The sequence below is a fragment of the Rapidithrix thailandica genome (assembly GCF_039710355.1).
GTDB classification, from domain to species: domain Bacteria; phylum Bacteroidota; class Bacteroidia; order Cytophagales; family Flammeovirgaceae; genus Rapidithrix; species Rapidithrix thailandica.
Window position 1 is genome coordinate 13,909 of record NZ_JBDKWZ010000029.1, and the last position, 26,368, is coordinate 40,276.

The following is a 26,368-nucleotide window of genomic DNA, read 5'->3' on the forward strand; positions in this document are numbered from 1 at the left end:
CTATCCCTCCAGAGCAGTTGAAGCTGCCCTGGGAGGAATGAATATATCTGGCGAGAATTATTTTTGTATTATGGTGTACTTCATTTCTATTCGTTCTTCTTTGTAAGAAACATCTGAAAAATCAGCTTGAAGTACATTTAGATACCCTTCAAAATCAGGAAAGTCTACTAAAGACACCTTAAATTGATTAATTTCCTTATCTTGAGAAATCTTGCTCTGAATTTCGTCCGGGTAATTTATAGAATTGACATGATTTCTTTCTTTGGGACCAACGCAATACCAATCATAAGTATTTTGATAATTTTTCAGAAAAAGCTCATATCTATCCATTTCACCTTCTACAGTTATATCAAACTCATAAAGGCTTTTTGCATTGCCTGTAACTTTGGCTCCTTCAAGAATAGGGAAGGAAGGTTCAATTCCCGGTGAATTTTCATGAGACACCAAAATATCGCCATATACAAAATGGTAACGCAGTTTCAATTGGTCAAACCAATTTCCGGGATGAATATAGGAATAAGTATTCATCTCCGTATTGATATCATAGTTGAATAACTCATAGTTGTCATTTCCTACCCAGCCATAAACGATAGAATACCATAGTTTTTTCTCGGCTGAAAAACTACCTTCTATAACATCCAGCTCTGTATTGATCAGGGAAAGATCGATGGTATTCTCTTGGCCTGACTTTATTCCTTTGTAAAGGTGTGAGAAATACTTCCCTTCCTTATTTTGTATCCAGACATAAAAATCACTTTCAGGATTATCTATACTATATGTATAGTTTCCATTTGTACCATCAAAAAAATTACTAATATGATTTGTGATTATATGATAGCTTTCAACTTCAGGATCGACATTTTTTATAGATACAGGTACTTGTAACGGTTCTGTTCTATCGTTATTGAAAGACATCTGGAAACCCCTGGGAAGGCTTAGATAAGTATCAAAATCCCACCTTGGTTCCGAATAACCATCATCAGGGCCAATAATGGTAAAATCATAAATCCCATCGTTAAAATCCCCAGGAGAAGGTATGTTGTAACTTTGACCGTTCTGCACTTTTTGATAATGCAATACATTCCCAGTCGTATCACTCAAGACGATATAATTTTCTTTATCATTATAATACAAAAAATCATCTCCAATCGTCAACTTTAAGAGTGTATTCTTCACCTGCACGGTCAGGGATTTTTCCACTGTTTTGCCTCCGGTGGTGACCACTACCATTTTCACCGTATACTCTCCATCTTCGTACTCACGGGTGTTCCAGGTAAATTCGTACGGGGCCGTCTTATCACTGGCAATGGATTCATCCCCTATATAAAAGTCGATTTGTTGAATGCCTTCCTGATTCTCCGTTGTGACTGAGAGTTCTGCGGTATTCCAAACTTCCGCGCCTTCTTCCAGCCCGGAGACTTGTATGTTCTTCACGTCAATTTGTACTTCCTCATCGCTGTCTTTACAGCTGCCGGCCCATAGGCCACTGAGTAATAATAATCCGGTAAATGTCTTTTTTAGCATTGGAATCAATTAGGGTAAAAAATTGAATACTATTATGAGCCTTTCTTCCAAGATCTTGGAGGAAAGGCTCATAAATTTATTTTAATGATGGAGTGGAGTAAAAGGAGAAATTACTTATTCCCAATATTTCACCTCTCTATAATATTTATTTTTCAACTTAGAAGCCTCCAAAACCGGGTTCGACAGAAATTTCAAAGCTTCTTCATATCCTTCTATTGCTAAAAAGTCATAAACCGCAACATCCTCCGAAGTAAGATCACCACTTTTAGGTATTTTACTTTGAATTTCTTCAGGAAAATCAATAGGATAAAAAGTTCGATTACTTTTAGGAGCAAATATAATTCTCGCACATACTTCCTCTCCATTGATGATCCCTGAAAGGAAGAGACCAAAATCAAGTTCCCCTTGTACTTTTAATGTAATTTCTCCAAAACTCTTTTGCTCGATGGAATAGTCTACACCTTCAATTAAGTCAAAAGAAGGCTCCATACCTGGTAAAAAATTTGTATTTGAACCATTCTCAAACTCATGATGAGTCCGGGTTGCAAAGTTTTCAAAAACACCTTCCGGATAATAGTAAACAGGTTGAAAACCTTCCGGAGTCTGGATAGATCCAACTGCCAACGCATATTTTTGACTTTCCTCTTTACCGGTTTTGTATCCATACAAATCCATATGATAATAGTCAATTGATTCGGGAACATTCACTACAAATGTTTTTTCCTCCGTATTCAAATTCACCTGGTTCAAATCAAGAGTATTTACACTCTGACTCGTCATTCCATCAAAAAAACGGTATTTCAAACCATCTGGCTTTTTAATTTGTACCAACACCCCATCCCATGAGTCCGACTGGCGAAACGACTCGAAATTTGATAGGTCTTGATGGTTTTCAAATTTGTGATAAGTATCTTCTCCTGCTGAAGAAAAATAGATAGACTCAAAATCTTCTTGTGCCGGAATATTTTCAAACTCCAATGTCTTTTCAGATGAGTCGGAAAAAAGCCAGTCTTCCACACCTTCCAACCACCTGAAAGTATGGAACAAATGCCAATCACTTCCTCTTCGCACATCAACATAGGAGGCAATATGGTTCACCACATCGTATTCTTCTGCTTTATCTTTGGTAAAAAATGCAACGACATTTAAGTCAAACACATTTCCTTCGTAATCTTCAGATGCAGCAAACGTGTAGGAAGTGGCATCCCCTATTTTCTGATAAGACAATACCTTTCCCAAAGTATCACTTAAGACTACATAACAGGTTTCCCCTTCTCTCAAATAATTATCGTCCATGGTTACTGTCAACAACGTATTCTTCACCTGCACGGTCAGGGTTTTTTCCACTGTTTTGCCTCCGGTGGTGACCACTACCATTTTCACCGTATACTCTCCGTCTTCGTACTCACGGGTGTTCCAGGTAAACTCGTACGGGGCCGTTTTATCACTGGCAATAGACTCATCCCCTACATAAAAGTCGATTTGTTGAATACCTTCCTGGTTCTCGGCTGTCACCGAGAGTTCTGCCGTATTCCAAACTTCCGCGCCTTCTTCCAGCCCGGTGACTTGTATGTTTTTCACGTCAATTTGTACTTCCTCATCGCTGTCTTTACAGCTGCCGGCCCATAGGCCACTGAGTAATAATAATCCGGTAAATGTCTTTTTTAGCATTGGTGTTTGGGGTGGTTTGGGTTGAAAAAATTTACTATCCCTCCAGAGCAGTTGAAGCTGCTCTGGAGGGATATATAAAATGGATATGGCTATTTGTCTAGTAGGTTGTATTCCATTTGCACGCGTTCTTTCCTGTATCGTATATCTAAAAGATCGGTTTTTACCGCATCCAGATAGCCATTGTGTTCAGGTAACTCTGTCAAGATGATATCATATCTTGAGACTTCTGTATCTTCCGGGATCTTATTTTTAATTTCTTCAGGAAAATCAATCGGCCGGATATGATTGCGCTCTTTAGGGCCACTACAATACCATAGGTATTTATAAGTCGAGTTACTTATAAACATATCGACAAAATCAAAATCCCCTTCGGCTTGGTAGGTAAATTCATATATACTTTTCACTTCACCACTTGCTTTTGCTCCTTCAATGACAGGAAAGGAGGGTTTAGGTCCGGGTGAGTTATCATGAAAAATAGTAATATCACCAAAATCAAAAGAGTAGTCTAAGCCCATACGGTCAAATATCGCTTCCGGATGTTGTATATAGGAATACGTTTTTTGCTCCGTATCATATTTATAAGCGGACAGTTCATATTTTTCACTCCCAATCCAACCATACATATAAGCTCCATCTAATAATTTGTCTTCAGGAAAATTTCCATCCACAACTTCCGACTCCGTGTTGACTTTTGAAAGGTCGATGATGTTTTCCTGACCGGGTTTAATACTTTCAAAAAGATGGGAAAAATACTTGCCTTCTTGGTTTTGCCCCCAGACATAAAGACTACTCTCCGCACCTTTAATCTCTATCATAAGCTCTCCTGTCGGTTGTGACTGACCGATTGACGTTTGCATATTGTTTGTAGTCAACCTATACCATTCCATCTCGGGGGAAGCATTTATATAATTCAAGGTCACATCCGTAGAATGCACACTATTATCCTTAAGAGGAAAATGAAACCCTCTGGGTAAACTCAAAGTAGAATTCAATCTCAAAACCACGCCATTCCCCATGTCCTCATATACTATTGTTACATCAAATACAGCATCGTTAAATGTCTCCGGAGAGAGAATGGAATATGTTTCTCCATTCTGGATTTTTTGATAATGCAACACGTTCCCAGTCGTATCACTTATTACAACAAAATACTCTTTATCCTGGCTGGATAAAAATCCATCCTCAACAGCCAATTCCAACAACGTATTCTTCACCTGCACGGCCAGGGTTTTTTCCACTGTTTTGCCTCCGGTGGTGACCACTACCATTTTTACCGTATACTCTCCGTCTTCGTACTCACGGGTGTTCCAGGAAAACTCGTACGGGGCCGTTTTATCACTGGCAATAGACTCATCCCCTACATAAAAGTCGATTTGTTGAATGCCCTCCTGGTTCTCGGCTGTCACCGAGAGTGCTGCCGTATTCCAAACTTCCGCGCCTTCTTCCATCCCGGTCACTTGTATGTTCTTCACGTCAATTTGTACTTCCTCATCGCTGTCTTTACAGCTGCCGGCCCATAGGCCACTGAGTAATAATAATCCGGTAAATGTCTTTTTTAGCATTGGTGTTTCATTTAAATTAATTTTCAATCGTATACACTCTTTCAGTCGTCACTTTGTTAATGCCCGGAAGAACATAGGACAGCTTGAAGCGGTACTGTTCTCTCGGATACAGGTTGACAAAGCTGGTGTCCAACAGTTTCCGGATGCGCTCTGAGGCTGTTCCATAACTGTTTTTGTACTTGCCCCAGGCTTTGTTCACCAATTCGTTGTAATCCATCAGGGTGTAGTATTCCAGATCGTAGTTGAAATACACTGTACCAGGCACTGTATAGGACATAGAATGCCCGGCATCCAGTTGCAATTGTCTGTTCTCCTGATAGATGGTCATGGCTTTGTACGGAGGGACTCCTTCCACCTCTGCTTCACGCCAATCTTCTATTTTCAGAGAACCTCCCAGAGGATAGCCTTGGTAGATTACCGGCAAACTAAACTCTTTGAACCAGGGATTGTCCGGCAGGGCAGTCAATTGTACCAGGGGCTTTCCCTCTTTCCAGCCATAAAGATCATTTTGATCCAGCACTTCCTCGGCATCAAAAGCATACCCCAGCTTCAATAAATTATATCCTTCAATCACTACAGCCAGACTGCGATGCATTTGTACGGCATTCAGTTTTTCGGCAAAGGTGTTGTACTTACTGGTACGGAAGCGGCTCCGGTACAAGAGGAAGTCATCGGGAAGGGATAAGGTCCCGGTCAGGCTCTTGCTAGTGACTTGAACTTGCGAAGAGTCCTGGGTATATACCTCCTGTTCTTCCGTGCTTACATTGGCATCTATTGCCACCGCTTCTTTGGCCGGTAATTTCAAAATATACAGGTCATAGCCTGTTTCCAGTTGTAGTTGGGCAGGGATTTCAAAATGCAAGGAAGCATTGGAAGTACTGTAGGTTAATGGCAAGTCAATCGGTTGAGGTACGTCCGGAGATTCCATTCTCGCCACATACTTCCATTCCATCCCTCTCTTGTCTTTCGTTTCAAACAGGTAGGACTGCCCGTAATCCAACTTGATATACCCTTCCGGAGATTCCTTTTTCAACAGGTTATATTGCCCTTTGGCAGGATAGGCATAGCGGATATTTTCTTCGGGAATATTTTTTGGGGCTTCCCCTGTCACAAAATGAGTACTCTCCTCTTCGTATTCCTGATTGTTACCTCCTACCGGTCTCCAAGTACTTCCCACTTTTTCTTCCCAAACCACCTTAACCTCCGCTTTCAACTTCCGGTTAGGAGGAAGAATTTCATGAGCTTTAAAAATCGCTACATCCTGGCTTTCATTCCATTGTACCTCTCCAACGATTTCTTTTCCACCGTCCATCAACCTGAAATGAGTCAATTTCACCCGGTAAGCTTTGTATTCATTATCGTTGTTCAACAATTCAAAACCCTTATTGATCGGCACGTTAAAGGCCACTTGAGGAGCGGTAAACACATCGATCTCTTTCGCTTCCGGCTTAGGAGTCATCTCAGAGATTACTTTCACTCCTGTCACCGCACTTACCCCTACAATTTCGCACTCTTTTCCTATAGTTACTTTGAAGCGGCAACGTCCTTTAACCAAGCCTCCGAGAATCGAGAAACGACCTCCGACTACTCCCCGCATCCAGGCGGGATTTGGTAGCTTGGCTTGTAAGACCGCTGCGGCCCCTATGCTCAGGATGTCAAATTCCCTGCGCTTTCCAAACAATTTCACCTTGATCCCGATCTGCCCTTGCAAATAGGCCCAAGCCTGCCCGGATGCATACCAACCGTTGATTCCGATCGGTCCACTCGAACCTTTACAACGGGCATTGCCATAGTTTTTCAACATAATATCAAAGCCCAACCCGGCTCCGAACTGTCCGTAAAAAATACCGACGGTTTTACGACCCGTATTCACTTCCATGGAAGCCCCAAAGGCAAAACCGGAACCATCCCCAAGCTTGTTTTCATCCCGCATCATGTCCAAATCCATCCCACCCAGGATATCCGATACTTCGGCCGGCGGTTCGGGAAAGCCCGGAATCCGGTCTCCGATCATGATATAGCCACCGGTTTTTGCCACACCAATAAAGTTCAAGCCGATGCGCTGTTCCGGGGTACCGATATGGATATACCATTCGTCCGGAGCAAAATGCGCCACTGCCTGACCGGCCAAACCGTTGGCATGACTCCCTCGCAATGCCGGTGTGTTGACATAGGTGGCCAAGGTAGCATGAAAGACCTCGTTGGTAAGGTCGTAGCTCATATTTAACTCCGCAAACACAGGTGCCTTAGCACTGCGGTTGTTGATCTCAGCCATAAAATACGCCTTACCCCGGAAGGCTATGTAACGCACTCCTCCCCCTCGGTTAAAAGTCATTTCAAAACTGGCATCGGCATTAAAAGGAGTGGGATCTCCACCGGTACCGATAATCACCGTGGCTTTAAAGCCAATGCCGGCGTCAGGATCCGGTTTGTACACTACGCCACTGGGGGTTCCTCCAATGCGATCCATACCGGCCAAAGAGGGATTTTTGTTCAGATCAATCTCACTGAAATGTTCCGGACTCATCCGGTACCACAAGCCCCCACCAAAGCCATAAAAAGCAATCGGGCTTCCAATACCATTGGGCATCATCGCTTTGGCATCCACATACCAATACCGCATGCCTTCTATATTTCCAAACTGCGCAATTGCCTCTACTTCTACTTTTTTGGCAAACCCCGCACGCACCTTTCCTCTGAAACCATCCCCATATACAGGATCTTTATCGTACAAACTCAAGACCCCTTCAATCTCATACGCCCCACCTTTCACATTCACCAATATATCATCCACTTCCGTGCGTTCGTATTCCCACTGCTGCCTTACTTTCTCTGCGATTCCGTCTCCGGAGCTTTCTCTTTTTTCTACTATTTTCCCTAAAATTGCCAGGCGGGTACTTGCTCCAAAACCCGTACTATCTCCCATCAGGTTCAAACCCACATCCATCTTCAAGGCCAAATTCCTTTCCGTGTGCAGGAACTGTATATTATTAATAGTGACGGGAAAATTCGCTAACTTTTTCTCCCCATTCCCCTCCAGAGACCAAATTCCACTCCGGATAAAAGGTTTGGCTGTTGCCAAATGCAAATTTTGAAAACGCAAACCTTTTACATTCACTTTGCGGCCATCGTCCAAGGAAGCGTCCCCATGCAAGATGGCTTCGGCTTGTAACTCTCCGGCATTAGACTTTATCCGGATCACCGAGTTACCCTCCAACCTGATTTTAGCCGTAAGTACCGAGGCTTTCAAATCCGAACCTGGCTGAACCAAAAAGTCGTAATTCGTGCGTCCTCCTTCGTGAATAATCCTTGCCGTATATTTCATCGGGCTGTCCGGATCAAACATCGGCACCTGGATAGTTCCGTCAAATTCGGCCCCTTTGAGTTGGTTCTTAATCAAGGTAACTCCCATAGAAGTTATGGAAAAAGGCCAACCGTTCATGGACCCGTCCTCAAATAGGTTTTCCGCATAAAAAGCCGCTGAAAAGCCAAAATCATCGATCAACATATGATGCACGGAAATGGCTTTCCGCCCTCCTGCCGAACTCAATTCTTCAGGTAAACGAATGGTGGCATTTTTCAAGTAAAAGCCCTGCCATAAGGCCATATCCTCTCCCAAACCACTTTGGTAGTCTTTCGGAAATTGCATACCGGCATGATTGACCAAGTCGTTATAATCCACAACGGCCTCGTGCACTTGAAAGCTGAAGCCCTTTAGTTTAGGTACTTGAAAAGGAGAGATATTGATGGTGGTCAAAATAGCACCGGGATCCGTTGTGTTGACTTCAAAAGTTGCCTGCACCTTGCCCGAGTTATCCACCTGCCCGTCTGCGGTTTCCGGGACTAATACCTCCCTGGAAAACTCAAAAGCCCCTTTCAGGTTGACGGCTTTAAAACCGTTACAATCCCACTCCACATAGTTTCTTCCTCCTTCAGCGGGCAATACAAAATCGACTTTATCATTGATTTTTATCTTCTCACTTTGCAGTATCACCAAGCGGGTACCGGTGCTCTGTGAAAGCCCCGCAGGGTTGAAAGCAACATTTTTTGCGGCAAAAGCAATACGTTTGGAAATAAAGGGAAGCTCCAATAAAATATACGCATTAAAAAATGCTCCTTGAGGAGTAAACCGGGCACTATCAATCATAATCATTTGATTCCCTACCCCCACATCATTCCCCCCAATCAAAATAGGCAAATTGGCCAATGCCTCATCATCTAATTGATTCGCGACTTTCCCCAGTTGTTCCAAACTGTCATAAGCGGACTCTATCCATTTGGCAAAGGAACCAGAAGCTCCTTTTTTTTCGGACTCGTTGATTTCTGCTTCCTGGGCCGAAGCGAATGGGGTAAACAAAAAATTGCCCAGTAGTACAAAAAGTATTACTAGTAGAAATTGCTTCATACAATGCTATTTCAAATTCAAGGAATTGCCTAACTCTTGGTTTTTGATTTTTCTAAAAAATATAAGGTACCTTTTCATTACTTACCCCTTTTTTAGAGAGGAAAGAGAAAAAGCACATATAAAAAAAATACCTAAATACAGTTAATTATCTTATAAAACCATGCAAATAAAGCGGTAAAAAAAGAATTATCAAAAAATTAATTCTACTAATAACAAAGTAAACTCACATGCTTTTTGTAACCTAAAATACTTATTAATTTTGAAACAAAACAGGCATAACAATGTACTTCCGAAAAAATAACGCGTTGCTACATATGCATAGAAGAGCTAATTCTTACATTGAAATCACTTCCAAAAAGTAAGTACCTATTACTCCATTGAATGAAATTCAGTTTTACTGATACCAGAAATTAAGGCTTGTTCTCTCATATCAATGATCTATTGTCTCATGAAGGAATCTACCGGACATTTGAAAACTGGTACAGCGGGACGTTCCATGCCGTCAAAGGTGATTCCTATGTTTATAGGTGAATACGGTACATCACTTTACCCTGAGTGCCCCCTTTCCATCCTTAAAAAAAGCTCCTACTCTATCGCTGGGTTTTGAGTATAGCTTGACAGGATAATGGAGGTATTGGGGTGGCCGTATTCTGTTAACCGGTCGATCAAGTCTTCCAGGTGTTGGTTATTTTTGACGGCCACTTTCAGAAATGCACAATGTTCACCGGTTACTTTTACACAATCAAACACTTCCGGAAAGTTGTCCAACTTTGATATGAACCGTTTGAAATCATGGGTAGCTGTTTTGATGGTAATCTGTGCTTGTATCGGGAAACCGGCTTTTTCAAGATTAATCCTTACCCCATACCCTTCGATGATGCCTTGCTCTTCCATTTTTTGAACCCGTTCGGCCACTGCCGGTGCTGATAGTCCTACATTTCTCCCCATCTCGGCAAAAGATAACCTGGCATTTTTCTGTAGCTCTTTGAGAATTTTGATACTGATAGAATCCATAAAATAATAGTTATAATCAAAGGCAAATATACCATACAGCCTTTGTTTCCAAGGCATAATCCGTATTTGATCTGCTAACTTTGCTACAAAATCATATACGCATGGACATCGAAAAATCAATGAACTCGGCAGCAAATGCCCTCAGGAAAGCGGCACTTAATGAAAATGCCAAGTCTTATCTCCTTCAAAACGAACAACTGTTTTCACTGTTTAAAAAAGCGGCTAATCGCTATATAGCCGGAGAGACACTTGCGGAGGCAATGGCGAAAGTCAATGCGTTAAATACTTTGGATGTTGCCTGTACGGTGGATTTTATGGGCGAAAGTATTCGAACGGAGGAAGAGGCCAACACGGTGACTCAGGAATTTATCAAATTGGCTGAAGCAATCAAAAAAGACAAAAGAAACTGTACCATTTCTCTCGATGTATCACATATAGGCTTAACGGTAGACCGGGAATTAGGTCTTTCAAACCTTCAGGAAATATGCAAACAAGGAGTGGAAGTCATCATTTCGGCCGAAGGTACTGACCGAACGGATGATGTGATGAATACCTATATTGAAACGGTAAAGCAGTATTCCCATTTAGGCATTACTTTGCAAGCATATTTACACCGCTCGGAAGATGACCTGAAAGAATTAATGAATTATGCCGGAAAAATCAGGGTCGTTAAGGGAGCTTTTGCAACTCCTGAAGGGGAGTCTTTCAAACGGGGAAAAGAATTGGATGAGCGATATTTAAACTTCGTCCGGAGCCTGTTGGAAACCCGGCACAAATGCTCCGTTGCCACCCATGATCCGAACATCCAAACCCAAGTAAGCGAATTCATTGCTACCCTCCCAAATGCTTCGAACTATGAATTCGAAGGCCTTTTGGGAATCGAAAATGAACAGCTTTTCTCACTCAACCAACTACATCCGTCAAGAATCTATATCGTCTATGGTACAGAATGGTATTTGTATCTTTGCAACCGGATCGCAGAATACCCTCCCAGCATTTTCCAAGCAATAAGTGATATCGTGGATGGGTAATAAAAACCTGCCCTGTGTTTTCCACTAAAACCCTGTTTTTTTTTTACTGAAACTACAGGGTTTAGTGGATTTGTGTTGGAATACATTCCCTAATGCCTTTTAGTGATATCAGAATTTTCAGATGGTAACTTAGCTTGAAGTATTTTTTAAAACCATCCGGAAGAGTAGCTTTGTAAAAACGATTTGAAAGAAATGAAAAGAATTTGTTTGGTGACGCACGCTGAGGCTTCTCACTCCATTGAAGGAAAGGTTGGAGGATGGTACGATTCGACATTAACTTCAAATGGGGAGCAACAAGCTTCATCCTTACTACAAAAAATCACCGGATATGGCTTTCAGCTTGACCAACTGAATGTTTATTCCTCAGACTTACAACGGGCCGTACAGACAGCAAAGGTTTTACTAAAGGATTCCGGTGTAAAACCAAATTTAGACAAGCGTCTACGCGAAATGTCTTTTGGCAGTCATGAAGGAATGAATCAGCAAAAGCACAACCGAATCATGACTCCTGTAAATTCACAAGGGGAACGCATGGACCATAGGATTTGTGAGGGGGCAGAATCCCGGAGAGATGTCGCCATCCGGATCACAGAATTTGTCAATGAAATCATGACAGAAGCAGGGGATGTTTTGGTGGTTACTCACGGCTTTGCCGCTACTTTCTTTATCGCAGCCTTTCAAAAAGTAGGTATTGAAAGTATGGGGTATATCAATTATGCACTCCAACCGGGAAGTATCTCTATCTTACAGGAAGATGATTTGTTTAAAAACAGGTCGCTTACTCTATTGAACGGGTAAATGGAATCAAAACCGGCTCTTCAAGGCACTTTTTGAAGAGAATAGCCAAAGCTATTGTTGAAAAAAGTAACACAGAGGAGGCGTTTTTGAAACATTTCAAAAAAAAGAAAAAGGTTAATTCACTTCAATACTAATACGAAAAGGCCTAATACAATTCGGAGGATTTACGTCCCGATTTAACTATCCCGATCAAAATGCCAGAAACGTTAAAGGGTTTTATCATTTATTTGAGCAAATAGAAAAATTCATCGAATGAGGTATTACACTTTGTTTTGCCTGAATTTTCTACATAAGCCGGCTTATTTCTATCTTCACCGTTATCTTTCACTCAAATCCACTTTCAGGTAATGAATGAGTCCAGGCAAGTCAATTCCGAATATATCTTCAGGATTAATAAAACTTTTGATTATATAGAGTTAAATCTAGAAAAGTCAATGACTTTGGAAGAATTGGCCTCGGTGGCAAATTTTTCCAAATTTCATTTTAACCGGATCTTTCATTCCCTTGTTGGAGAAACTCCCTTTCAGTTTATTTTGCGTCTTCGCCTTGAAAAAGCAGCTTCCCTTATACAGGCAAACTCAACTGAACCGATTACTCAAATTGCCTATAAATGTGGTTTCTCGGATATTTCGGTCTTTTCAAGAAACTTCAAAAATCATTTTGACATCCCTGCTTCCCAATATAGAAAAGAGAAGTTGCAACATAGCAATATAAGTCAACTGAAGCGCAAGGGAAAGCAACCGTACGACAAACCAAGCATGTATTTTTGTCCTGATTTACAAACATTTAAATGGAAGACAAAAATGAAAATCAACAAAGGAGTGGAAGTAAAAGTACTTCCGAAAATGACCGTTGCCTATATTCGAAGCATGGGACCGTACAACGGAAATCAAGAGAAATACCAACACCATCGAGACAAATTGTTTGCCTGGGCGGGGGCAAGAGGTTTGTTGGGAGGAAAAGATTTCAACTATTTGGTCGTATATCACGATAATCCTAATGTAGCACTGAATGATAATCAAAGAATGAGCCTCTGCATTACGGTTCCACCCGAAACGAAAGTGGAAGGGGAAATTGGCAAAATGGAAATCGAATCTACCCGATATGCCATTTGTCATTTTGAACTGGCCGAACAAGATTTTTCAACCGCTTGGGAATGGATTTACGGACAATGGTTTCCGGAGAGCGGATACCAGCCGGATGACAAACCTTATTTTGAAACCTATCCCGAAGCCCCTAAAGCGGGTAAATTTATAGTGGACTTTTGCATTCCGGTCAAGCCGGTTTAATGGGGCTATAAATTTAGACCACACTAATTTTAACAGTGAAAGAAGCCCGGCTTTTGCTGCCACCAAACTAAGCAGTGTTCGCTCTTGTTTTACCAAAAATGAAAATGATATTTGAAAACTAAACTGTCATGACGGATAAAACAACCTTACCGGAACTACCTCTGCACGAGTGGCAAGCCACCAAATTGACCTTACATCTTATTTTACAAATTATCGGTAAAATAAGGCTGAAAATGACTCCCCGGAAAAACCATTGGTGGTACGTCACCGAATACCTTTCGCCAAAAGGAATCACTACCGGGCCGGTTTATTACGAAGATGGTTTTAATAGTTTTGAAATCGTATTAAATGTACATAAAAGTCAATTGGAGATAAATAATAGCCAAGGTGAGGAAAAGATCATTCCCCTTTCGGAAGGGATTAGTGTGGCTGATATCTATCAGAAATTAATGCATTCTCTTGATTCATTCCATTGCCGGCCTACTATCGTGGATAAGCCCTTTGATGTGGGCGTTGAGAAACGGTTTCAAGACTTAACCGAATATAATCACTACGATATCACTTATGTGAAGCGATTTTGGAGAATTTTAGGCTGGGTAGATAGTGTGATGAAAGAGTTTAGCGGAAGATTCTATGGCAAAACTTGTCCGGTGCATTTATATTGGCATCATATGGACTTGGCAGTTACCCGTTTTTCCGGCAATCAATGTCCGGCATTGGACCCCGGGGCCAGGCTCTCCGATAAGGATGCCTACTCCCATGAAGTAATCAGCTTTGGCTTTTGGGCCGGAGACGAAACTGTCCAAGAACCTGCTTTTTATGCATATACCTATCCTTCTCCCAATGGTTTGGACAAGGAACCCTTAAGCCCCGAAGGAGCCATCTGGGTAGATAGCAATGACAGTCCCATGGCATTTTATACCTATGAAAACTTGCGCAAAGAAAAGAATCCCCGGGAGGCTTTACTCAGTTTTTTTGAAAGCAGTTACCAAGCAGGGGCCAAATTAGCAAATTGGGACATTGAAGCTTTGAGAGTAAAAGCACTTTCGGAATTGTAAAGTTGTTACAGAACATTCAATGCTATCGACTTAAGGTGAAGAGTGCGGTTTGTCACCGGTCCTGTTTTTAATTTAGTAAACAACTATTTTAGAAGTAGTCAAATTCTAAAAGCGAGACCGGGCTAAAAATATGCGGTAGAATGCGGTTTTGCTCTCCTGGACAAAAAACATGAAAGGGTACTTATCAAGTAAGATAAGTACCCTTTCCTAAAATGCTTATATGTACGTACTCGGTTATTTCTTCACCCGCCTCTCTTTTAACCTCAAAAACAAATAAGAAGAACCGAGCAATAACACACCAATGATAATGAATACGATGACTTTTTGAACCAACATAAAGTCTTTCAAATCCAGGAAGAAGAGTTTTACTAATACACCGATGAAGATGGGAATATATACCTTGTTCACGAAGTTGTATTTTGTCTTCATGGTGTGAAACAAAAGAATAATCCCATGTGCCACCAAGGATACCGTCAGGATCGTATGAAAGTGCTTATCAAATAGGATCTCAATAAAACTGGTGTAGAGCAAAATGAGGTAAGCTTGGGTGAGGATAAAATGGAAATGCCATGTTTTATCAGCCAACTGATTCACAAACAAGGCTTTTCTTGTATAAACCAAGCGGGCAAACATCACTCCATTGCCAATCAACAAACATCCCACAAGCCAAGGGTAGGTAGGAGATTGCAGGTATGCACCCAAACAACCCAAGATCACAAATGTAATCGCCAATATATACAGTACTTTGAAATGCGTACGGATGGGGTAAATATGTTTTCTGAAATCCAGTAATAACAAACAATAAAGGCCCGTAAGTACAAATCCGAAAGACAAGTCCCGGACAAATTCAAAACCTCCCAACATTAGCACCAATCCCACAAAATACATATTGTAACTGAAAAACCACTTCCAGGTAGCGTGTTTATGCCCTTTCTTACCAAAGCCATTCTTCGCCAAATGTAACCCAAATACAACGAGCAAGCCTGTTACAAAAACGTATATTTCGGCACTTTGGACGGCATAATAGGTAGCCAGAGCCAATAACAAGTAAAACTCCCACACCAAAGAGCGCTTTTTAATGATTTCGCGCAGTACATATGGAAAGATGATGGAGACCCAGAAAGCATAAGTGAGGTATTCAGGAAAATTCCGGTTGACAGCACTCAAAAATATAACAGGAATCAATAAGTAAAATAACTCTCTCAGGTAAGCGAAGGGCTTCTCGTATAAAGATTGTTTTAAATAACCGGTATTCAAACTTTGTAATAAGAACAAGGCTGCTCCAATTTCAACCATCGCAATTTTACCATATAGCGTCTGTGCAGAAAAATGATAGGCTCCCGTTAACAGGATAGAATCCCACACCGCCAAGAATAATAATCCGAATACGATAAACCCAAGTGCACTGGCAATTTTATTTTGAAGCCATTTGCCAAGCAACAAATACAATACTGCCACCAATAAGGCAAAGTTGGCAACGTATTCACCCAGGAAGAAGTACCCTATCAATATGTAATCAAATACAAAATAGAGTAAGGAAATATTCAACAGAATGGTTAGACGAGCTTTTTTCCCTTTTCTGACTTTATTCCGGATACCATATAGTAACAATAAAAAGAAAGGAATGCCTACAAAAGCAAAAGAACTTTGGAAATCGAAAAGTTCATCCCAGACGGCATAACGGATCGTATCGACTACTGTGACAGAGGTATGGAACAATGTCCATCCGAAAAGACATAACAAAAGGAACCTTCCCCATATAGCTTTTTTGTAGACCTTCGTCACAAAAAGAGCGGCTGTCAGCAGTACTACAGGATAAAAGAACCAAACAGGGAAAAACGCATACAGTGGCAATAACATGGCAAACGGAGTCAATATACAGGCTATTTCCTGATAAATTGACACCCGTGTTTTTTCTCCCTCTATTATTTCCTGCTCCATTCTCCCTATCAACACTACGTTCAAATTAGCAATCAGTGCCAATCCTACTATGGAAACCCAAGACATCCACTCAAAATTCAAAGAAGGCCAAGTGATAAAAAGTCCGCTAACGGTATCAAAACTTTGTGCAATGGCTAACAGAAACAGGAAAAAAGCTTCTTTGCGCACCGTGTTGCTTTTGTACAAAAAGCCAATGTACAACAGCATAAGAGCCTCTAAAGCCCAGAATAAATTGATCAGTGACCGGTCCAGCCAAATGGCTCCTGCCAATGCCAACAAAGTAGCGGAAACCGTTACAAAAACCAGCCACAAAATATTCTCCATCTGCTTTCTACCAATCACAGTGCGGGCGATAAATGGCAGGGCATTCAGAAAATACACCATTGCCAGACTGTTAGAGAAGGCTGAAAATTCAAACTGCTGGTAAAGCCCAAACAGCAATACCACTACAAAACCAGCCAGCCAAACCACATCCCTGGTCTCCAGAGATTTCTTGAACCGAAATCCCTTTTCGCATAAAAGCACATAAAAGAAAAGGTAAATGAACAGATGTAAAAATACCACCTGGGTCAAAGTATCTACCTGAGTATAACCGGCCCAAAAGACCCCTTCCAAAGTGAGTGTGACGACTACAAACATCAGGTCACGCAACCGCTCCCATTGAATTTTTTGGCTCAACCACACGACTGAAACACTCAAAAACCACAAGTACACAAAGTAAACAAGAGGTATGCTTTCCGTTTGTACAAACAACGGACAAAATACTCCTCCCAATAAAGTCAGCACGGCTACCACCCTGGTTTCCATCCAAATAGCAAAACCTAAAGCCAGCCCTGTATTGAGAATAATCAGTACATATTCCCACCAAGGCACCTGCCCCGTACCGGCTGCCATCGCAGCCAAAAAGTAGATAATGAGATAATTCAGAATAATGGAAAGCGCTACCAAGGCGGAACCAAACTCCTGGTACAGACTTTTTTTGCGGTATAAAAACAAACCCAACCAGCCAAGGGCAAAGGTCGGAGCAAAACCACTTCCCACTTTGATGCTTTCCGGCAAATTGACAAAATAGGTAGAGAAAGCATATTGTAACAAAAATCCCGAACCCAATAAGATCGCAACAATCCCTCCTACCGTCATGAAAAACACGGGCAATTTGTCTTCTTTTTTGTAGTGCAGGTATATTTTGCCGATGAAGTCAAACAAATCATGGAAAACGGGAGAAACGATACTCAATGCCGCAGCAAAGACTTTTTCCAAGGCACTCGGGCCTTGTTTTTCTTTTTTGCGCGGAGGCGTTGGGGGTGTAATAACAGAAGGAGGAGGATTAAAAGCAGGTTTCTCTTCCTGTTCTTCAACGGTTTCTTCCGGAACAGATTCAGGGATAACTTCAGGCCGTACACCCGGAATAAACTGGGTTTGGAAGCTTTCAGGCTCCTCTTCCACCATAGGGCTATCCGGTGCCTGTAGGTCAAAAGTATGGAAGCGCTCTTCAAACTCTTCCATTTTCTGTTCTACTTCCCTTCTAAACAACTCAAAATCCTTTTTTAGCCTTTCCAGTTCACCCATTACAGATCATAATTAAGTCCAATATCTTAAAAAGATATCCATTCTGATGTAAACAAACAACCTATCATTGCCTCATTTACAAAATATTCTTATACTTTTATCTTGTATTACTTCACAAAACTTTAGGTGTATACGATTAAACCAAAAACTTGTTTTGCAAAAGCTTTTAATTGTCGAAAGAAAACTTGCCGTAAAAGTTTACTACTGCGTATGTACCAAACCGTTGTGAATCAATCGAAATCATATGATACAATTACTAAATGATATTTCTCTCAGTCCCATTTCGCTATCAGAACAGGGCAAGTTACTCCAATTGATGAAAGAAATATACCCTCCTGTGTATAGTCACTTATGGATGGATAAAGGCGAAGAGTACTTAACGGATATCTATTCAAAAGAAAACCTGAAGGCAGAAATAATGAATCCGGATGTTTATTATTACTTCATTCAGTACAAAAAGGAGACGAATGGCATCCTCAAAGTGATTACAAACGAAAACGTTCCTGGGGCAAACGACAATGACATGGTAAAGCTTCAGCGGATTTATATTTCGCCTGCACTACAAGGAAAAGGCATTGGCAAGCAATTAATCCGATGGGTAGAAGATGCATTTTGTAAAGAGCATTCCTTACCCCTATGGCTTGAAGTAATGGACAGTCAAGAAAAAGCGATCAACTTCTATGAAAAACAGGGGTTTGTAAAATTCAATAGATTTAAATTTTCTTCTGGACGAATGAAAGAAGAATATAGAGGGATGTATAGAATGATCAAAAGCATAAATTAAGATAAGATACATGTTTTTTGGTAAAAAACACATTCAAAAGAAAGGCAACTACTTCGTTTTGAATTTATAAAAAATACATTAAATTTACCCAATTAACTGATTATCATTAATTTAACATACTAAAAACTTACTCTTTTAAATCTTCAACATGGAATTTGTTTTCATTGCAGGAGCCGTTCAAGCCTTTTTTTGACATTTTTTGTATTTAACAAAGCGAATAAGTGTGTCGGTGATTATGTGATGGCTGCACTCCTGATATTTTTGGGATTGCACCTTATTGGCTACACATTGGAAGTAAAAGGAATTGACTTTCCTGTATTTCCGGAGTATTACACTACCACAGCTGTTCACATGGGTTAAGGGCCATCACATAAAGAAAGAGTAATAATCTGTCCCTTTCTGGCAAGGTCAACTTCTAGCCGATAAAGATAATTACCTGTTTTTCATGCAAACACCCCGGTTGTCCAACCCTCCCTATGTAAATATGAAAACCCGTAATAAAAGACTCTATTATTTGGACTGGCTGAGAGTAAGTGCCTTTGGCCTTTTATTTTTGTTTCATTCCTGGAGACCTTTCGATCATTTTCCATGGCTTATAAAAAATGAAGAACAATCTATTTTCTTTGATAACCTGACCTTTTTTTCTCACGGCTGGCGGATGTACCTTATATTTTTAGTATCGGGCGCCGGCACATGGCTGGCAATACGGGCACGAAAAGGAGAATTTTTAAAAGATAGGATCAAACGGTTACTCATCCCCTTCATTTTCGGTGCATTGGTCATCATTCCTCCCCAACGCTTTTACGAATGGGTGATGTTCAAGGGTTTTAACGGGGACTACCTCAATTTCTTGATGGCCTATCCGGCACAACAACTCGGTGCTGATATGGGGTTGAGTCAGCTCTTGTGGTTTGGTCACCTGGGGACACATCTTTGGTATTTACCCTTTCTTTTTACCATGACACTATTGACACTGCCTTTGCTAAAAGGGATACAAAAGGGACAAATTACGTTTGGCTGGCTCAAGGCTGTCATGTCCACAAAGGCCGGTGTATTTGTGTTGGTTTTACCGATGATCATTTGTAGAATTTTGCTAAAACCAATATTTCAAGAATATACGGATTGGGCCGATTTCTTTGTATATATATGGCCTTTCTTATACGGGTTTATATTTATGACCGACCCCGACTTCATTGAAATCGTCAAAAAAAGAATGTTTCTACTTTTAAGTGTGGGTATAGTTAGTTCAAGCATTTTCATCTATGCCGGTTCGCTTGGCGACCGCATGGTCAAGGCCTATTTATATCCCGATTTCACCTGGTTCCATGTCGGCATCAGTATTTGTGCGATGTTCATCGCCATCAGTTGGATTCTGTTCTTTCTCGGTCTTTTTGCAAAGCTGATGAATTTCAAACATTCAATTTTAATTCCGGCTAATAGTAGCATACTGCCGATCTATGTATTACATCAATCGCTGATTATTGTTTTTGGTTATTATATTGTGGGTTTGCCTCTCAGTATGTTTGCAAAATTTCTGATCATTTCATTGACCGCTATTCCGGTTTCCATTCTACTTTACAAAGTCATTCAAACAAACAACCTAACCCGGTTTCTATTCGGGTTGAAACCTTTGACTGACACTGCAAGAGAAAAGGCTGCAACCGATACAAACTATTATATGAAAAAAGTAAGTGATTGAACATTCGAAAAAACAAGCGCAAAGAGTCGTACATTGCATTGATAACCTAATACAAGCAACAACTCATTTTGTCACTTCCGGTATTGTTTTCAAGACCTTATAGAAAGCCGGGAGATTTATATATGGCCTCGCCCTTTCCCCTATCCTTTCATATCTTAGCCGAAGTTTACAGCATCAGTGTAGGAAAATATGAACAGACTAGACAGGGTAACAGCAACTTTAATCCACCTGCAATCCAAAAAGGTGGTGACTGCCCGGGAAATTGCAGAGCGGTTTGAGGTGAGCTTGCGGACCGTTTACCGGGACATCCGGACGCTACAAGAAGCCGGGGTCCCTATCGGTTCGGAAAACGGAGTCGGTTACTTCATCGTAGAAGGTTACTCACTTCCTCCCTTGATGATCACCGAGGAGGAGGCTAATGCCTTGCTCATTTCCGAAAAACTTCTACAAACCCAAGGCGACCAATCTCTGAAAAAGGACTTTGAATCTTTATTGATTAAAATCAAAGCCATCCTCCGTAATTCACAAAAAGAAAACGTGCAGAAACTGGAAGGACGAATCGGGCTTTCTGCCAAAGAAAAACACAAAAGCGAATGGTTGTCAATCATTCAAAAATCCATTGTCAATACCATTGCTCTACGCATCGGCTACCACTCCATTTCAAAAGATGAGATGACCACGCGGAACGTGGAACCGCTGGCGATCTATTTTACCGGAGTGGCCTGGGTACTCATTGCCTATTGTCAGCTTCGCAAATCGGAAAGAGAATTTCGGCTGGACAGGGTGTTAACACTTGAAACGACTTCCGAAAAATTCACCTTTCAGGAAGATTTCAACCTGAATAGCTACTTTCGGCAGCAAGCCGGAAAATATTCTCAACCCTAGTTGACAGACAGCTGTCACTTGCCCGGTTTACTTTCGTCATATCTTCAATTTTTAACCAAAAAATCACGATGATTAGAGTAAACCAAAACAGCCCGAAGGCGATGGAGTTTACCTCCTTTAAGAAAAAAGAAAATATCACGGATGATGAGTTGATGGCCGCAGTGTCTGCATTTGAATCATCTTTTTTGCATCAACAGGAAGGGGTCATTTTTCATTGCCTGGTCAGAAATTTTGCCAATGAATACGCCAACCTCTTGTTAGCACAAGATATGGAAAGCCTGAAACAACTGAAAAAAGCCGTTCATGAAAATCAAGCGGCAAATAACTTCTTCCGTTTGATTGAGATGGACAGCATCCGGATGACTTTTCATCAAATTGAAAAAGAGAATTTTCAAATACCGGAACACTTTTCCTGTGTGGAATGCGGCACTTTTGCCCTGAAAGACCTCAATGATGCTACGCAATTAACCCGCATCTCTGACAGCATTGAACAGGAATATTTAAACAATTTTGATAACACACAAGCACACTTTATCGGCACTATCGATGAAAACTTCTTTTCTGAAGTGACTTTTGGCAAAACCTTGTGGAAAACCAAGGAAATTTGCAATGGCTACATAGGCAACCCTGTGTGCCAGCCACTACTGGACATGGCTGACCCGCAAAGTATGGCCTTGGATTTTTGGTATGTCCTTGCATAATTTCACTGAGCGGTTTGGGGATAAAACCCAGGCCGCTTTTATAAGATTGCAGATGGCTGATTTTGAAAAACATTCCGTAAAGGCATAAATTTTCCGTACCTTCATCGTCCATTACAAGCGGTTGGGTTTTCCCTAATTTTTTGCTCACAAATTTTACCTCCCATTTTGTGAATATGATACAAAAAGCCTCTTTCACATTCATCCTCCTCTGTTGGTGTATTATACAACCGGACGCCCATCCTGCCGGCAATATGATCATAGCCGGAGAGTACCTCTTATGGCCTTTACCCGGTTGACGATGTCCGACACCGTTCCAGTGTCATGATTTGGCATTCAAAATCAGCCGTCAAACCCTTAATTACCTCAAAATATGCAGGGAGCAACTATTATTTATATACAAAAGGCGATTCAGTATATTTTTCTATACCTTTCGCCTAAATTACTGAGGATAGGAAAAGAAAGGATTTTAACCCTCCACATAGAAAATGAGAATTCACCAGGCGAGTAAAATACATTTTGGTAATAATTAGGGGGCTCTTCACCGGAAGGGCAAGTAGCCCTACATAGTTCAAGATCCGGCAGGGCGAGTCATTAGATAGTAGCTTGAAATTTTCTTTTTTTGTAAAAGAGAGAGTATCCAAACATATAACCACTTCTTAGCGTACTGGTAAAGAAGATTCATCACCCGAAATCCATCAATTCATTATGGAAATTACTTACAAACAAATTACTCCGGATACGCCAAGCCTCATCGATTTGTTTAACCATTCGGATTACTTTCCTATCAAGGAGAAACATGATACAAAGCGAATTGCCAAAATGTTTGAAAAGGCGAACCTGGTCATTTCGGCATGGCATAATGAAACGTTGGTGGGTATTTCCAGGTCGCTCACCGACTTTTGTTATTGTTGTTACCTCTCCGATTTGGCTGTTAGAGATGACTATAAACGAAAAGGCATCGGGAAAAAGTTAGTAGAACTCACCAAAGAAAAAGCAGGTGATCAGTGCAAACTCATATTGCAATCTTCACCGGGTGCCATGGAATTCTACACCTCCATTGGCATGGACAGAATCGATTCGGCTTTTATCATACAGCGTGAAATTTAATTTATCAAATTTCTGGCAAACAGGTTCCATACGTTCACCAAACCTTTGCTTTTTCATCTTGCAACTCCTTTTTTATTTTTGCCGCTTGTGGCTCGATGAATGATCTTTCAACTTCACGAATCGAGGCTTATTTAATTTTTTTACTAACATCTACCCAAAGTCATTACTTGTCAAATTTCATTCATGTTCAAATTTTTGCAACAACCTTATCCCTTTCATCACTCCTTCAGAAGGAATATTACCCATGCTTTGGCGATTGGTTTATTTGTAGGATTACTCAATGCGGTACTTGCCGATTCGGATGAAATCGACCGCTACTTGTGGCAGTCAAAACGCTCCCTTTCCGTATTTTTCGGCTTGATTACGGCCCTTAATATTTTGATCATTTTTGAGCTTTTCCCAAGATATTGTATTCCCGTTCGCCAAAAAGAAAACTGGACGGTCTCCAAAGAATTCGGAATATTGGTGCTTCTGCTTTTGTTCATTTTATTTTCTAATTATGGTTTTCTGATCTTGGTGTCAAAAAGTCCTTCCACCTTTCTCTCCTTAGAGCTTTTTTTGAATATGTTTCTTACGACTTTTATCATCGGATTGGTCCCTACTTCTTTGGTCATTTGGAAAGATTATACCCTTAAGCTGAAGGAAAACTTAAAACAAGTAGAATTGCATAATCAGCAGTTAAAAGAGACTTTACTAAATAAGAAAGAAAAAACCGAAGAATGCAAAGTCGTTTCGATACCCTCCGGCAACAAAGGGGAAATCATTCAATTTGAGGTAAATCAATTGTTGTTTATCCGGTCGGAAGGCAACTATATTGAGCTCTTTCTCCGGCAAAACCAGGAAGTACTCAAAAAGATTTACCGGGCTTCTCTACAAACCCTCGAAGCAGATCTCCAAGGTTTCCCTCATCTCATCCGGACGCATCGCTCTTATATCGTCAATGTCAGGGAGATCAGGCATACACAAGGAAACGCTCGTAATTACCAGCTCTTTTTTGATCAGGTAGAAGACAGTGTTCCGGTAGCCCGCAGCCGGTTCCAACAATTCAACGAGGCCTTGAGAAATGTAGAGTAAAAAAACGGATAATATCTCACGGTCAGTTCATCACAAAAAGGGGACATTTCACACCATTCGGCTTTTTTTGCTTCCCTTTTGAACGCATTTAGTATTGGTTTGCACCGGATAATCATTTAATAAAGAGCGTTCGAAATGAAAATATTCAGTGCAAATATTTCACAGATTGGGCTTCTATTCAGTCTCATTGTATTCCTTTCCGGATGCCATGAAGAGGATTTTTCGGATATTGATCGCTACAAGCTTTCTCATATTACATCTACCTATACAGCTACGAAGTATACCATACATATACGTTACCCTGAAAACTTCGATACCTCAAAGGCCTACCATATCCTTTATTTGCTGGATGGTAACGCCTATTTCCGGGAGGTTTCGGATCTTATCGAATCACTGCAGGCAACCGATGTGGTTGTAATTGGCATTGACTATGTAAATCAGAATAAAAGAGAAAGAGATTTTTCATTTCCAAGAGACCCTAACTATTCGTCTTCCGGAGGAGCCAATCAATTTGTTCTCTTTCTCAAAGATGAACTATTACCGTACATCGAAAACCAACTCCATATTCAAACCCGTGAAGCAACTTTATTTGGCCATTCATTGGGCGGGTATTTTTCAATGTATATGATGTTACAACCAACTACCGGTACTCCATTTGATCACATCATTTGTGCAAGTCCGAGTTTGTGGTGGGCTGACGGGTACATCTTTGACATGGAAGAACAATATCATTTAAGCCATGGCTCCTTAAAAGTGTCACTCTATATGAGTATGGGCGACCTTGAGGGGGTCACTATGAATACTTTTTTTCAAGCCTTTACCCGGAAACTAGGAAGCAGAAATTACAAGGATTTTTCCTTTGATTTTGAACAATTGAAAAATATTTCGCATAAGAACAGCCCTATTGTAAGCTTTGAAAAGGGGTTTTCTTTTATCCGCAAAAAGTAACTTCTGTCCGGGTATATCTTTTCTTTTCGAACCGGCAGTCCGGTCCCAAATGATCATTTAATCAACCTCATTCCATATGTACAAATATCTCTTTTTCTTTATTCTGTTCATTCCGTTCAATGCCTTTTGTCAGGGGGCTGGAGAACAAGGAGAAAGCTACTCAAAAGAAGAAGTGGAAAGTCCCCAAACCGGCAAGGCTACTTTTTGGTCTGATAGTAAGGTGGATTTTTCCATTATATTTGATCCCTTCAACAAACCGGTCCATGGAGGCGGGCTACTTGTAAAATGGAAAAAAAGATGGTTCAAGACAAAGCATTTTGAAGGGTATACAGGTCTGGCTGTGCAGTACTACTATGATGAGGAAACGGACAAACTTTCAACATGGGTAAAGGGGTACAACCATGACTTGAGTGGCTATCTCGTTTCCGAATGGATTTATTATCCATTCAGGGCCTGTGGCGTTTTTTTGGGTATTGAGCCTTTTGCCGGAATTACAAACCTCCGGTCGGACGGACGATTGCGTTTCGATCGCTTTAACCTCTATGAAGAATTCACGAATACATATACCTTTTTTAATTATGGTGTTTCACAAAGTGTTGGTTACCAATTAAACAACGTTCACCTCAGCATTTTTGCCCTCGCTTCTTTAAAAGGCTATTTGGACAGTGGAAGAACGAGACCTACCGACCAGGATGCAAAAATCTTCCTGGGTGCCAATGTCTCCCTGGCCATTGAATAAAAGCTTAATGTTTTTGGTTTGGAAAATACAGCATTCCCCCCCTACCCTTCAATAGATGAAATTTGTAGGAGGTTAAACATTATCGACCTACCCGGAAAGGGTATTTTTGACAAACTTGAAACAACAGAAACAGGAGTATATCATCCGGTAGGTGGATGATACATTTTTTATGTATTGAAAAAGCAAGACGATCACACCTACTAACTTCTTCTGAAAAAAATAATGGAATCTTTGCATACCTTGCGAACGTAGTTAACTTTAAGAGCGATAAAATCAATGGTACGTTTGATCTATCAAATTACAATCACACACCAGGCTCCGTTATATCGTTTCCCATCTGAGAAAACGAATACGAAATAATGTTCATATCGCTATGAAAATGCTCAGAAACCTTGGTATAGGAATTCTCATCTTTGCAAGTATTCTTATTTGCTTTTTTACTTTTATTTTAATGATTATCCGTAAAGCTGCCACCCCGTAAATAAGATACGGTCAGTTGATTGATATTAGTCTAAAAAAACCAGACTGATATGGATAGCATTACAGCATTTATGGAGAATTACCATAGT

At 40.8% G+C, this 26,368-nt stretch carries 18 protein-coding genes; 12 read left to right on the forward strand and 6 right to left on the reverse strand.

Translation table 11 applies throughout. From position 1 onward, the window contains the following. Positions 1 to 57 precede the first annotated feature (57 nt). The 5 genes from AAG747_RS28425 to AAG747_RS28445 all read right to left on the reverse strand — a co-directional run bounded on the left by AAG747_RS28425 (position 58) and on the right by AAG747_RS28445 (position 10,233). Complete coding sequence (locus AAG747_RS28425) at positions 58 to 1,524, reverse strand: Ig-like domain-containing protein (RefSeq protein ID WP_346824657.1); 1,467 nt, start codon at positions 1,522 to 1,524, stop codon at positions 58 to 60. A gap of 114 nt (positions 1,525 to 1,638) precedes the next feature. Continuing rightward, positions 1,639 to 3,195, reverse strand: coding sequence for an Ig-like domain-containing protein (locus AAG747_RS28430; protein WP_346824658.1), 1,557 nt, complete (start codon positions 3,193 to 3,195; stop codon positions 1,639 to 1,641). A gap of 89 nt (positions 3,196 to 3,284) precedes the next feature. Continuing rightward, positions 3,285 to 4,757 carry an Ig-like domain-containing protein gene (locus tag AAG747_RS28435; RefSeq protein WP_346824659.1) on the reverse strand — a complete coding sequence of 491 codons (1,473 nt, stop codon included), beginning with the start codon at positions 4,755 to 4,757 and terminating at the stop codon, positions 3,285 to 3,287. 16 nt (positions 4,758 to 4,773) lie between these two features. Beyond that, positions 4,774 to 9,162: a hypothetical protein gene (locus AAG747_RS28440; RefSeq protein ID WP_346824660.1), complete on the reverse strand. Its 4,389-nt coding sequence runs from the start codon at positions 9,160 to 9,162 to the stop codon at positions 4,774 to 4,776. 585 nt (positions 9,163 to 9,747) lie between these two features. After that, positions 9,748 to 10,233: an Lrp/AsnC family transcriptional regulator gene (locus AAG747_RS28445; RefSeq protein WP_346824661.1), complete on the reverse strand. Its 486-nt coding sequence runs from the start codon at positions 10,231 to 10,233 to the stop codon at positions 9,748 to 9,750. 44 nt (positions 10,234 to 10,277) lie between these two features. On the opposite strand from AAG747_RS28445, the gene AAG747_RS28450 reads away from it, so the two are divergent. The 4 genes from AAG747_RS28450 (at position 10,278) to AAG747_RS28465 (ending at position 14,352) form a co-directional block, all read left to right on the forward strand. Continuing rightward, the gene (locus AAG747_RS28450; RefSeq protein ID WP_346824662.1) at positions 10,278 to 11,207 is read left to right on the forward strand and encodes a proline dehydrogenase family protein; all 930 of its coding nucleotides are present in this window, start codon (positions 10,278 to 10,280) and stop codon (positions 11,205 to 11,207) included. 192 nt (positions 11,208 to 11,399) lie between these two features. Further along, complete coding sequence (locus AAG747_RS28455) at positions 11,400 to 12,005, forward strand: histidine phosphatase family protein (RefSeq protein ID WP_346824663.1); 606 nt, start codon at positions 11,400 to 11,402, stop codon at positions 12,003 to 12,005. A gap of 347 nt (positions 12,006 to 12,352) precedes the next feature. Then, a complete protein-coding gene (locus AAG747_RS28460; protein ID WP_346824664.1) occupies positions 12,353 to 13,294 on the forward strand; it encodes an AraC family transcriptional regulator in 942 nt (313 codons plus the stop codon). A 128-nt stretch (positions 13,295 to 13,422) separates the two neighbouring features. Next, complete coding sequence (locus tag AAG747_RS28465) at positions 13,423 to 14,352, forward strand: DUF5996 family protein (protein WP_346824665.1); 930 nt, start codon at positions 13,423 to 13,425, stop codon at positions 14,350 to 14,352. Positions 14,353 to 14,586: 234 nt separating this feature from the next. Here the strand turns inward: AAG747_RS28465 and AAG747_RS28470 are convergent, their stop codons facing one another. After that, positions 14,587 to 17,862 carry a DUF2339 domain-containing protein gene (locus tag AAG747_RS28470; protein WP_346824666.1) on the reverse strand — a complete coding sequence of 1,092 codons (3,276 nt, stop codon included), beginning with the start codon at positions 17,860 to 17,862 and terminating at the stop codon, positions 14,587 to 14,589. 244 nt (positions 17,863 to 18,106) lie between these two features. On the opposite strand from AAG747_RS28470, the gene AAG747_RS28475 reads away from it, so the two are divergent. The 8 genes from AAG747_RS28475 (at position 18,107) to AAG747_RS28510 (ending at position 25,799) form a co-directional block, all read left to right on the forward strand. Further along, entirely contained in the window at positions 18,107 to 18,646 is a 540-nt protein-coding gene (locus AAG747_RS28475) for a GNAT family N-acetyltransferase (protein ID WP_346824667.1), read from the forward strand. A 445-nt stretch (positions 18,647 to 19,091) separates the two neighbouring features. Then, the gene (locus tag AAG747_RS28480) at positions 19,092 to 20,345 is read left to right on the forward strand and encodes an acyltransferase family protein (RefSeq protein WP_346824668.1); all 1,254 of its coding nucleotides are present in this window, start codon (positions 19,092 to 19,094) and stop codon (positions 20,343 to 20,345) included. Between the two features lie 189 nt (positions 20,346 to 20,534). Continuing rightward, positions 20,535 to 21,230: a helix-turn-helix transcriptional regulator gene (locus tag AAG747_RS28485; protein ID WP_346824669.1), complete on the forward strand. Its 696-nt coding sequence runs from the start codon at positions 20,535 to 20,537 to the stop codon at positions 21,228 to 21,230. Positions 21,231 to 21,298: 68 nt separating this feature from the next. Beyond that, entirely contained in the window at positions 21,299 to 21,931 is a 633-nt protein-coding gene (locus tag AAG747_RS28490; RefSeq protein WP_346824670.1) for a hypothetical protein, read from the forward strand. Positions 21,932 to 22,636: 705 nt separating this feature from the next. Next, positions 22,637 to 23,038, forward strand: a complete 402-nt coding sequence (locus tag AAG747_RS28495; RefSeq protein ID WP_346824671.1) for a GNAT family N-acetyltransferase — start codon at positions 22,637 to 22,639, stop codon at positions 23,036 to 23,038. Between the two features lie 183 nt (positions 23,039 to 23,221). Next, the gene (locus AAG747_RS28500; protein ID WP_346824672.1) at positions 23,222 to 24,112 is read left to right on the forward strand and encodes a LytTR family transcriptional regulator DNA-binding domain-containing protein; all 891 of its coding nucleotides are present in this window, start codon (positions 23,222 to 23,224) and stop codon (positions 24,110 to 24,112) included. A 135-nt stretch (positions 24,113 to 24,247) separates the two neighbouring features. Next, positions 24,248 to 25,060 carry an alpha/beta hydrolase gene (locus AAG747_RS28505; protein ID WP_346824673.1) on the forward strand — a complete coding sequence of 271 codons (813 nt, stop codon included), beginning with the start codon at positions 24,248 to 24,250 and terminating at the stop codon, positions 25,058 to 25,060. Positions 25,061 to 25,136: 76 nt separating this feature from the next. Next, a complete protein-coding gene (locus AAG747_RS28510) occupies positions 25,137 to 25,799 on the forward strand; it encodes a hypothetical protein (RefSeq protein WP_346824674.1) in 663 nt (220 codons plus the stop codon). Positions 25,800 to 26,368: the final 569 nt, after the last annotated feature.

Bases quoted from the DNA above. Each gene is read 5' to 3' on its own strand.
- AAG747_RS28425 (WP_346824657.1), bottom strand. From the start codon at position 1,524: ATGCTAAAAAAGACATTTACCGGATTATTATTACTCAGTGGCCTATGG.
- AAG747_RS28430 (WP_346824658.1), bottom strand. From the start codon at position 3,195: ATGCTAAAAAAGACATTTACCGGATTATTATTACTCAGTGGCCTATGG.
- AAG747_RS28435 (WP_346824659.1), bottom strand. From the start codon at position 4,757: ATGCTAAAAAAGACATTTACCGGATTATTATTACTCAGTGGCCTATGG.
- AAG747_RS28440 (WP_346824660.1), bottom strand. From the start codon at position 9,162: ATGAAGCAATTTCTACTAGTAATACTTTTTGTACTACTGGGCAATTTT.
- AAG747_RS28445 (WP_346824661.1), bottom strand. From the start codon at position 10,233: ATGCCTTGGAAACAAAGGCTGTATGGTATATTTGCCTTTGATTATAAC.
- AAG747_RS28450 (WP_346824662.1), top strand. From the start codon at position 10,278: ATGGACATCGAAAAATCAATGAACTCGGCAGCAAATGCCCTCAGGAAA.
- AAG747_RS28455 (WP_346824663.1), top strand. From the start codon at position 11,400: ATGAAAAGAATTTGTTTGGTGACGCACGCTGAGGCTTCTCACTCCATT.
- AAG747_RS28460 (WP_346824664.1), top strand. From the start codon at position 12,353: ATGAATGAGTCCAGGCAAGTCAATTCCGAATATATCTTCAGGATTAAT.
- AAG747_RS28465 (WP_346824665.1), top strand. From the start codon at position 13,423: ATGACGGATAAAACAACCTTACCGGAACTACCTCTGCACGAGTGGCAA.
- AAG747_RS28470 (WP_346824666.1), bottom strand. From the start codon at position 17,862: ATGGGTGAACTGGAAAGGCTAAAAAAGGATTTTGAGTTGTTTAGAAGG.
- AAG747_RS28475 (WP_346824667.1), top strand. From the start codon at position 18,107: ATGATACAATTACTAAATGATATTTCTCTCAGTCCCATTTCGCTATCA.
- AAG747_RS28480 (WP_346824668.1), top strand. From the start codon at position 19,092: ATGCAAACACCCCGGTTGTCCAACCCTCCCTATGTAAATATGAAAACC.
- AAG747_RS28485 (WP_346824669.1), top strand. From the start codon at position 20,535: ATGAACAGACTAGACAGGGTAACAGCAACTTTAATCCACCTGCAATCC.
- AAG747_RS28490 (WP_346824670.1), top strand. From the start codon at position 21,299: ATGATTAGAGTAAACCAAAACAGCCCGAAGGCGATGGAGTTTACCTCC.
- AAG747_RS28495 (WP_346824671.1), top strand. From the start codon at position 22,637: ATGGAAATTACTTACAAACAAATTACTCCGGATACGCCAAGCCTCATC.
- AAG747_RS28500 (WP_346824672.1), top strand. From the start codon at position 23,222: ATGTTCAAATTTTTGCAACAACCTTATCCCTTTCATCACTCCTTCAGA.
- AAG747_RS28505 (WP_346824673.1), top strand. From the start codon at position 24,248: ATGAAAATATTCAGTGCAAATATTTCACAGATTGGGCTTCTATTCAGT.
- AAG747_RS28510 (WP_346824674.1), top strand. From the start codon at position 25,137: ATGTACAAATATCTCTTTTTCTTTATTCTGTTCATTCCGTTCAATGCC.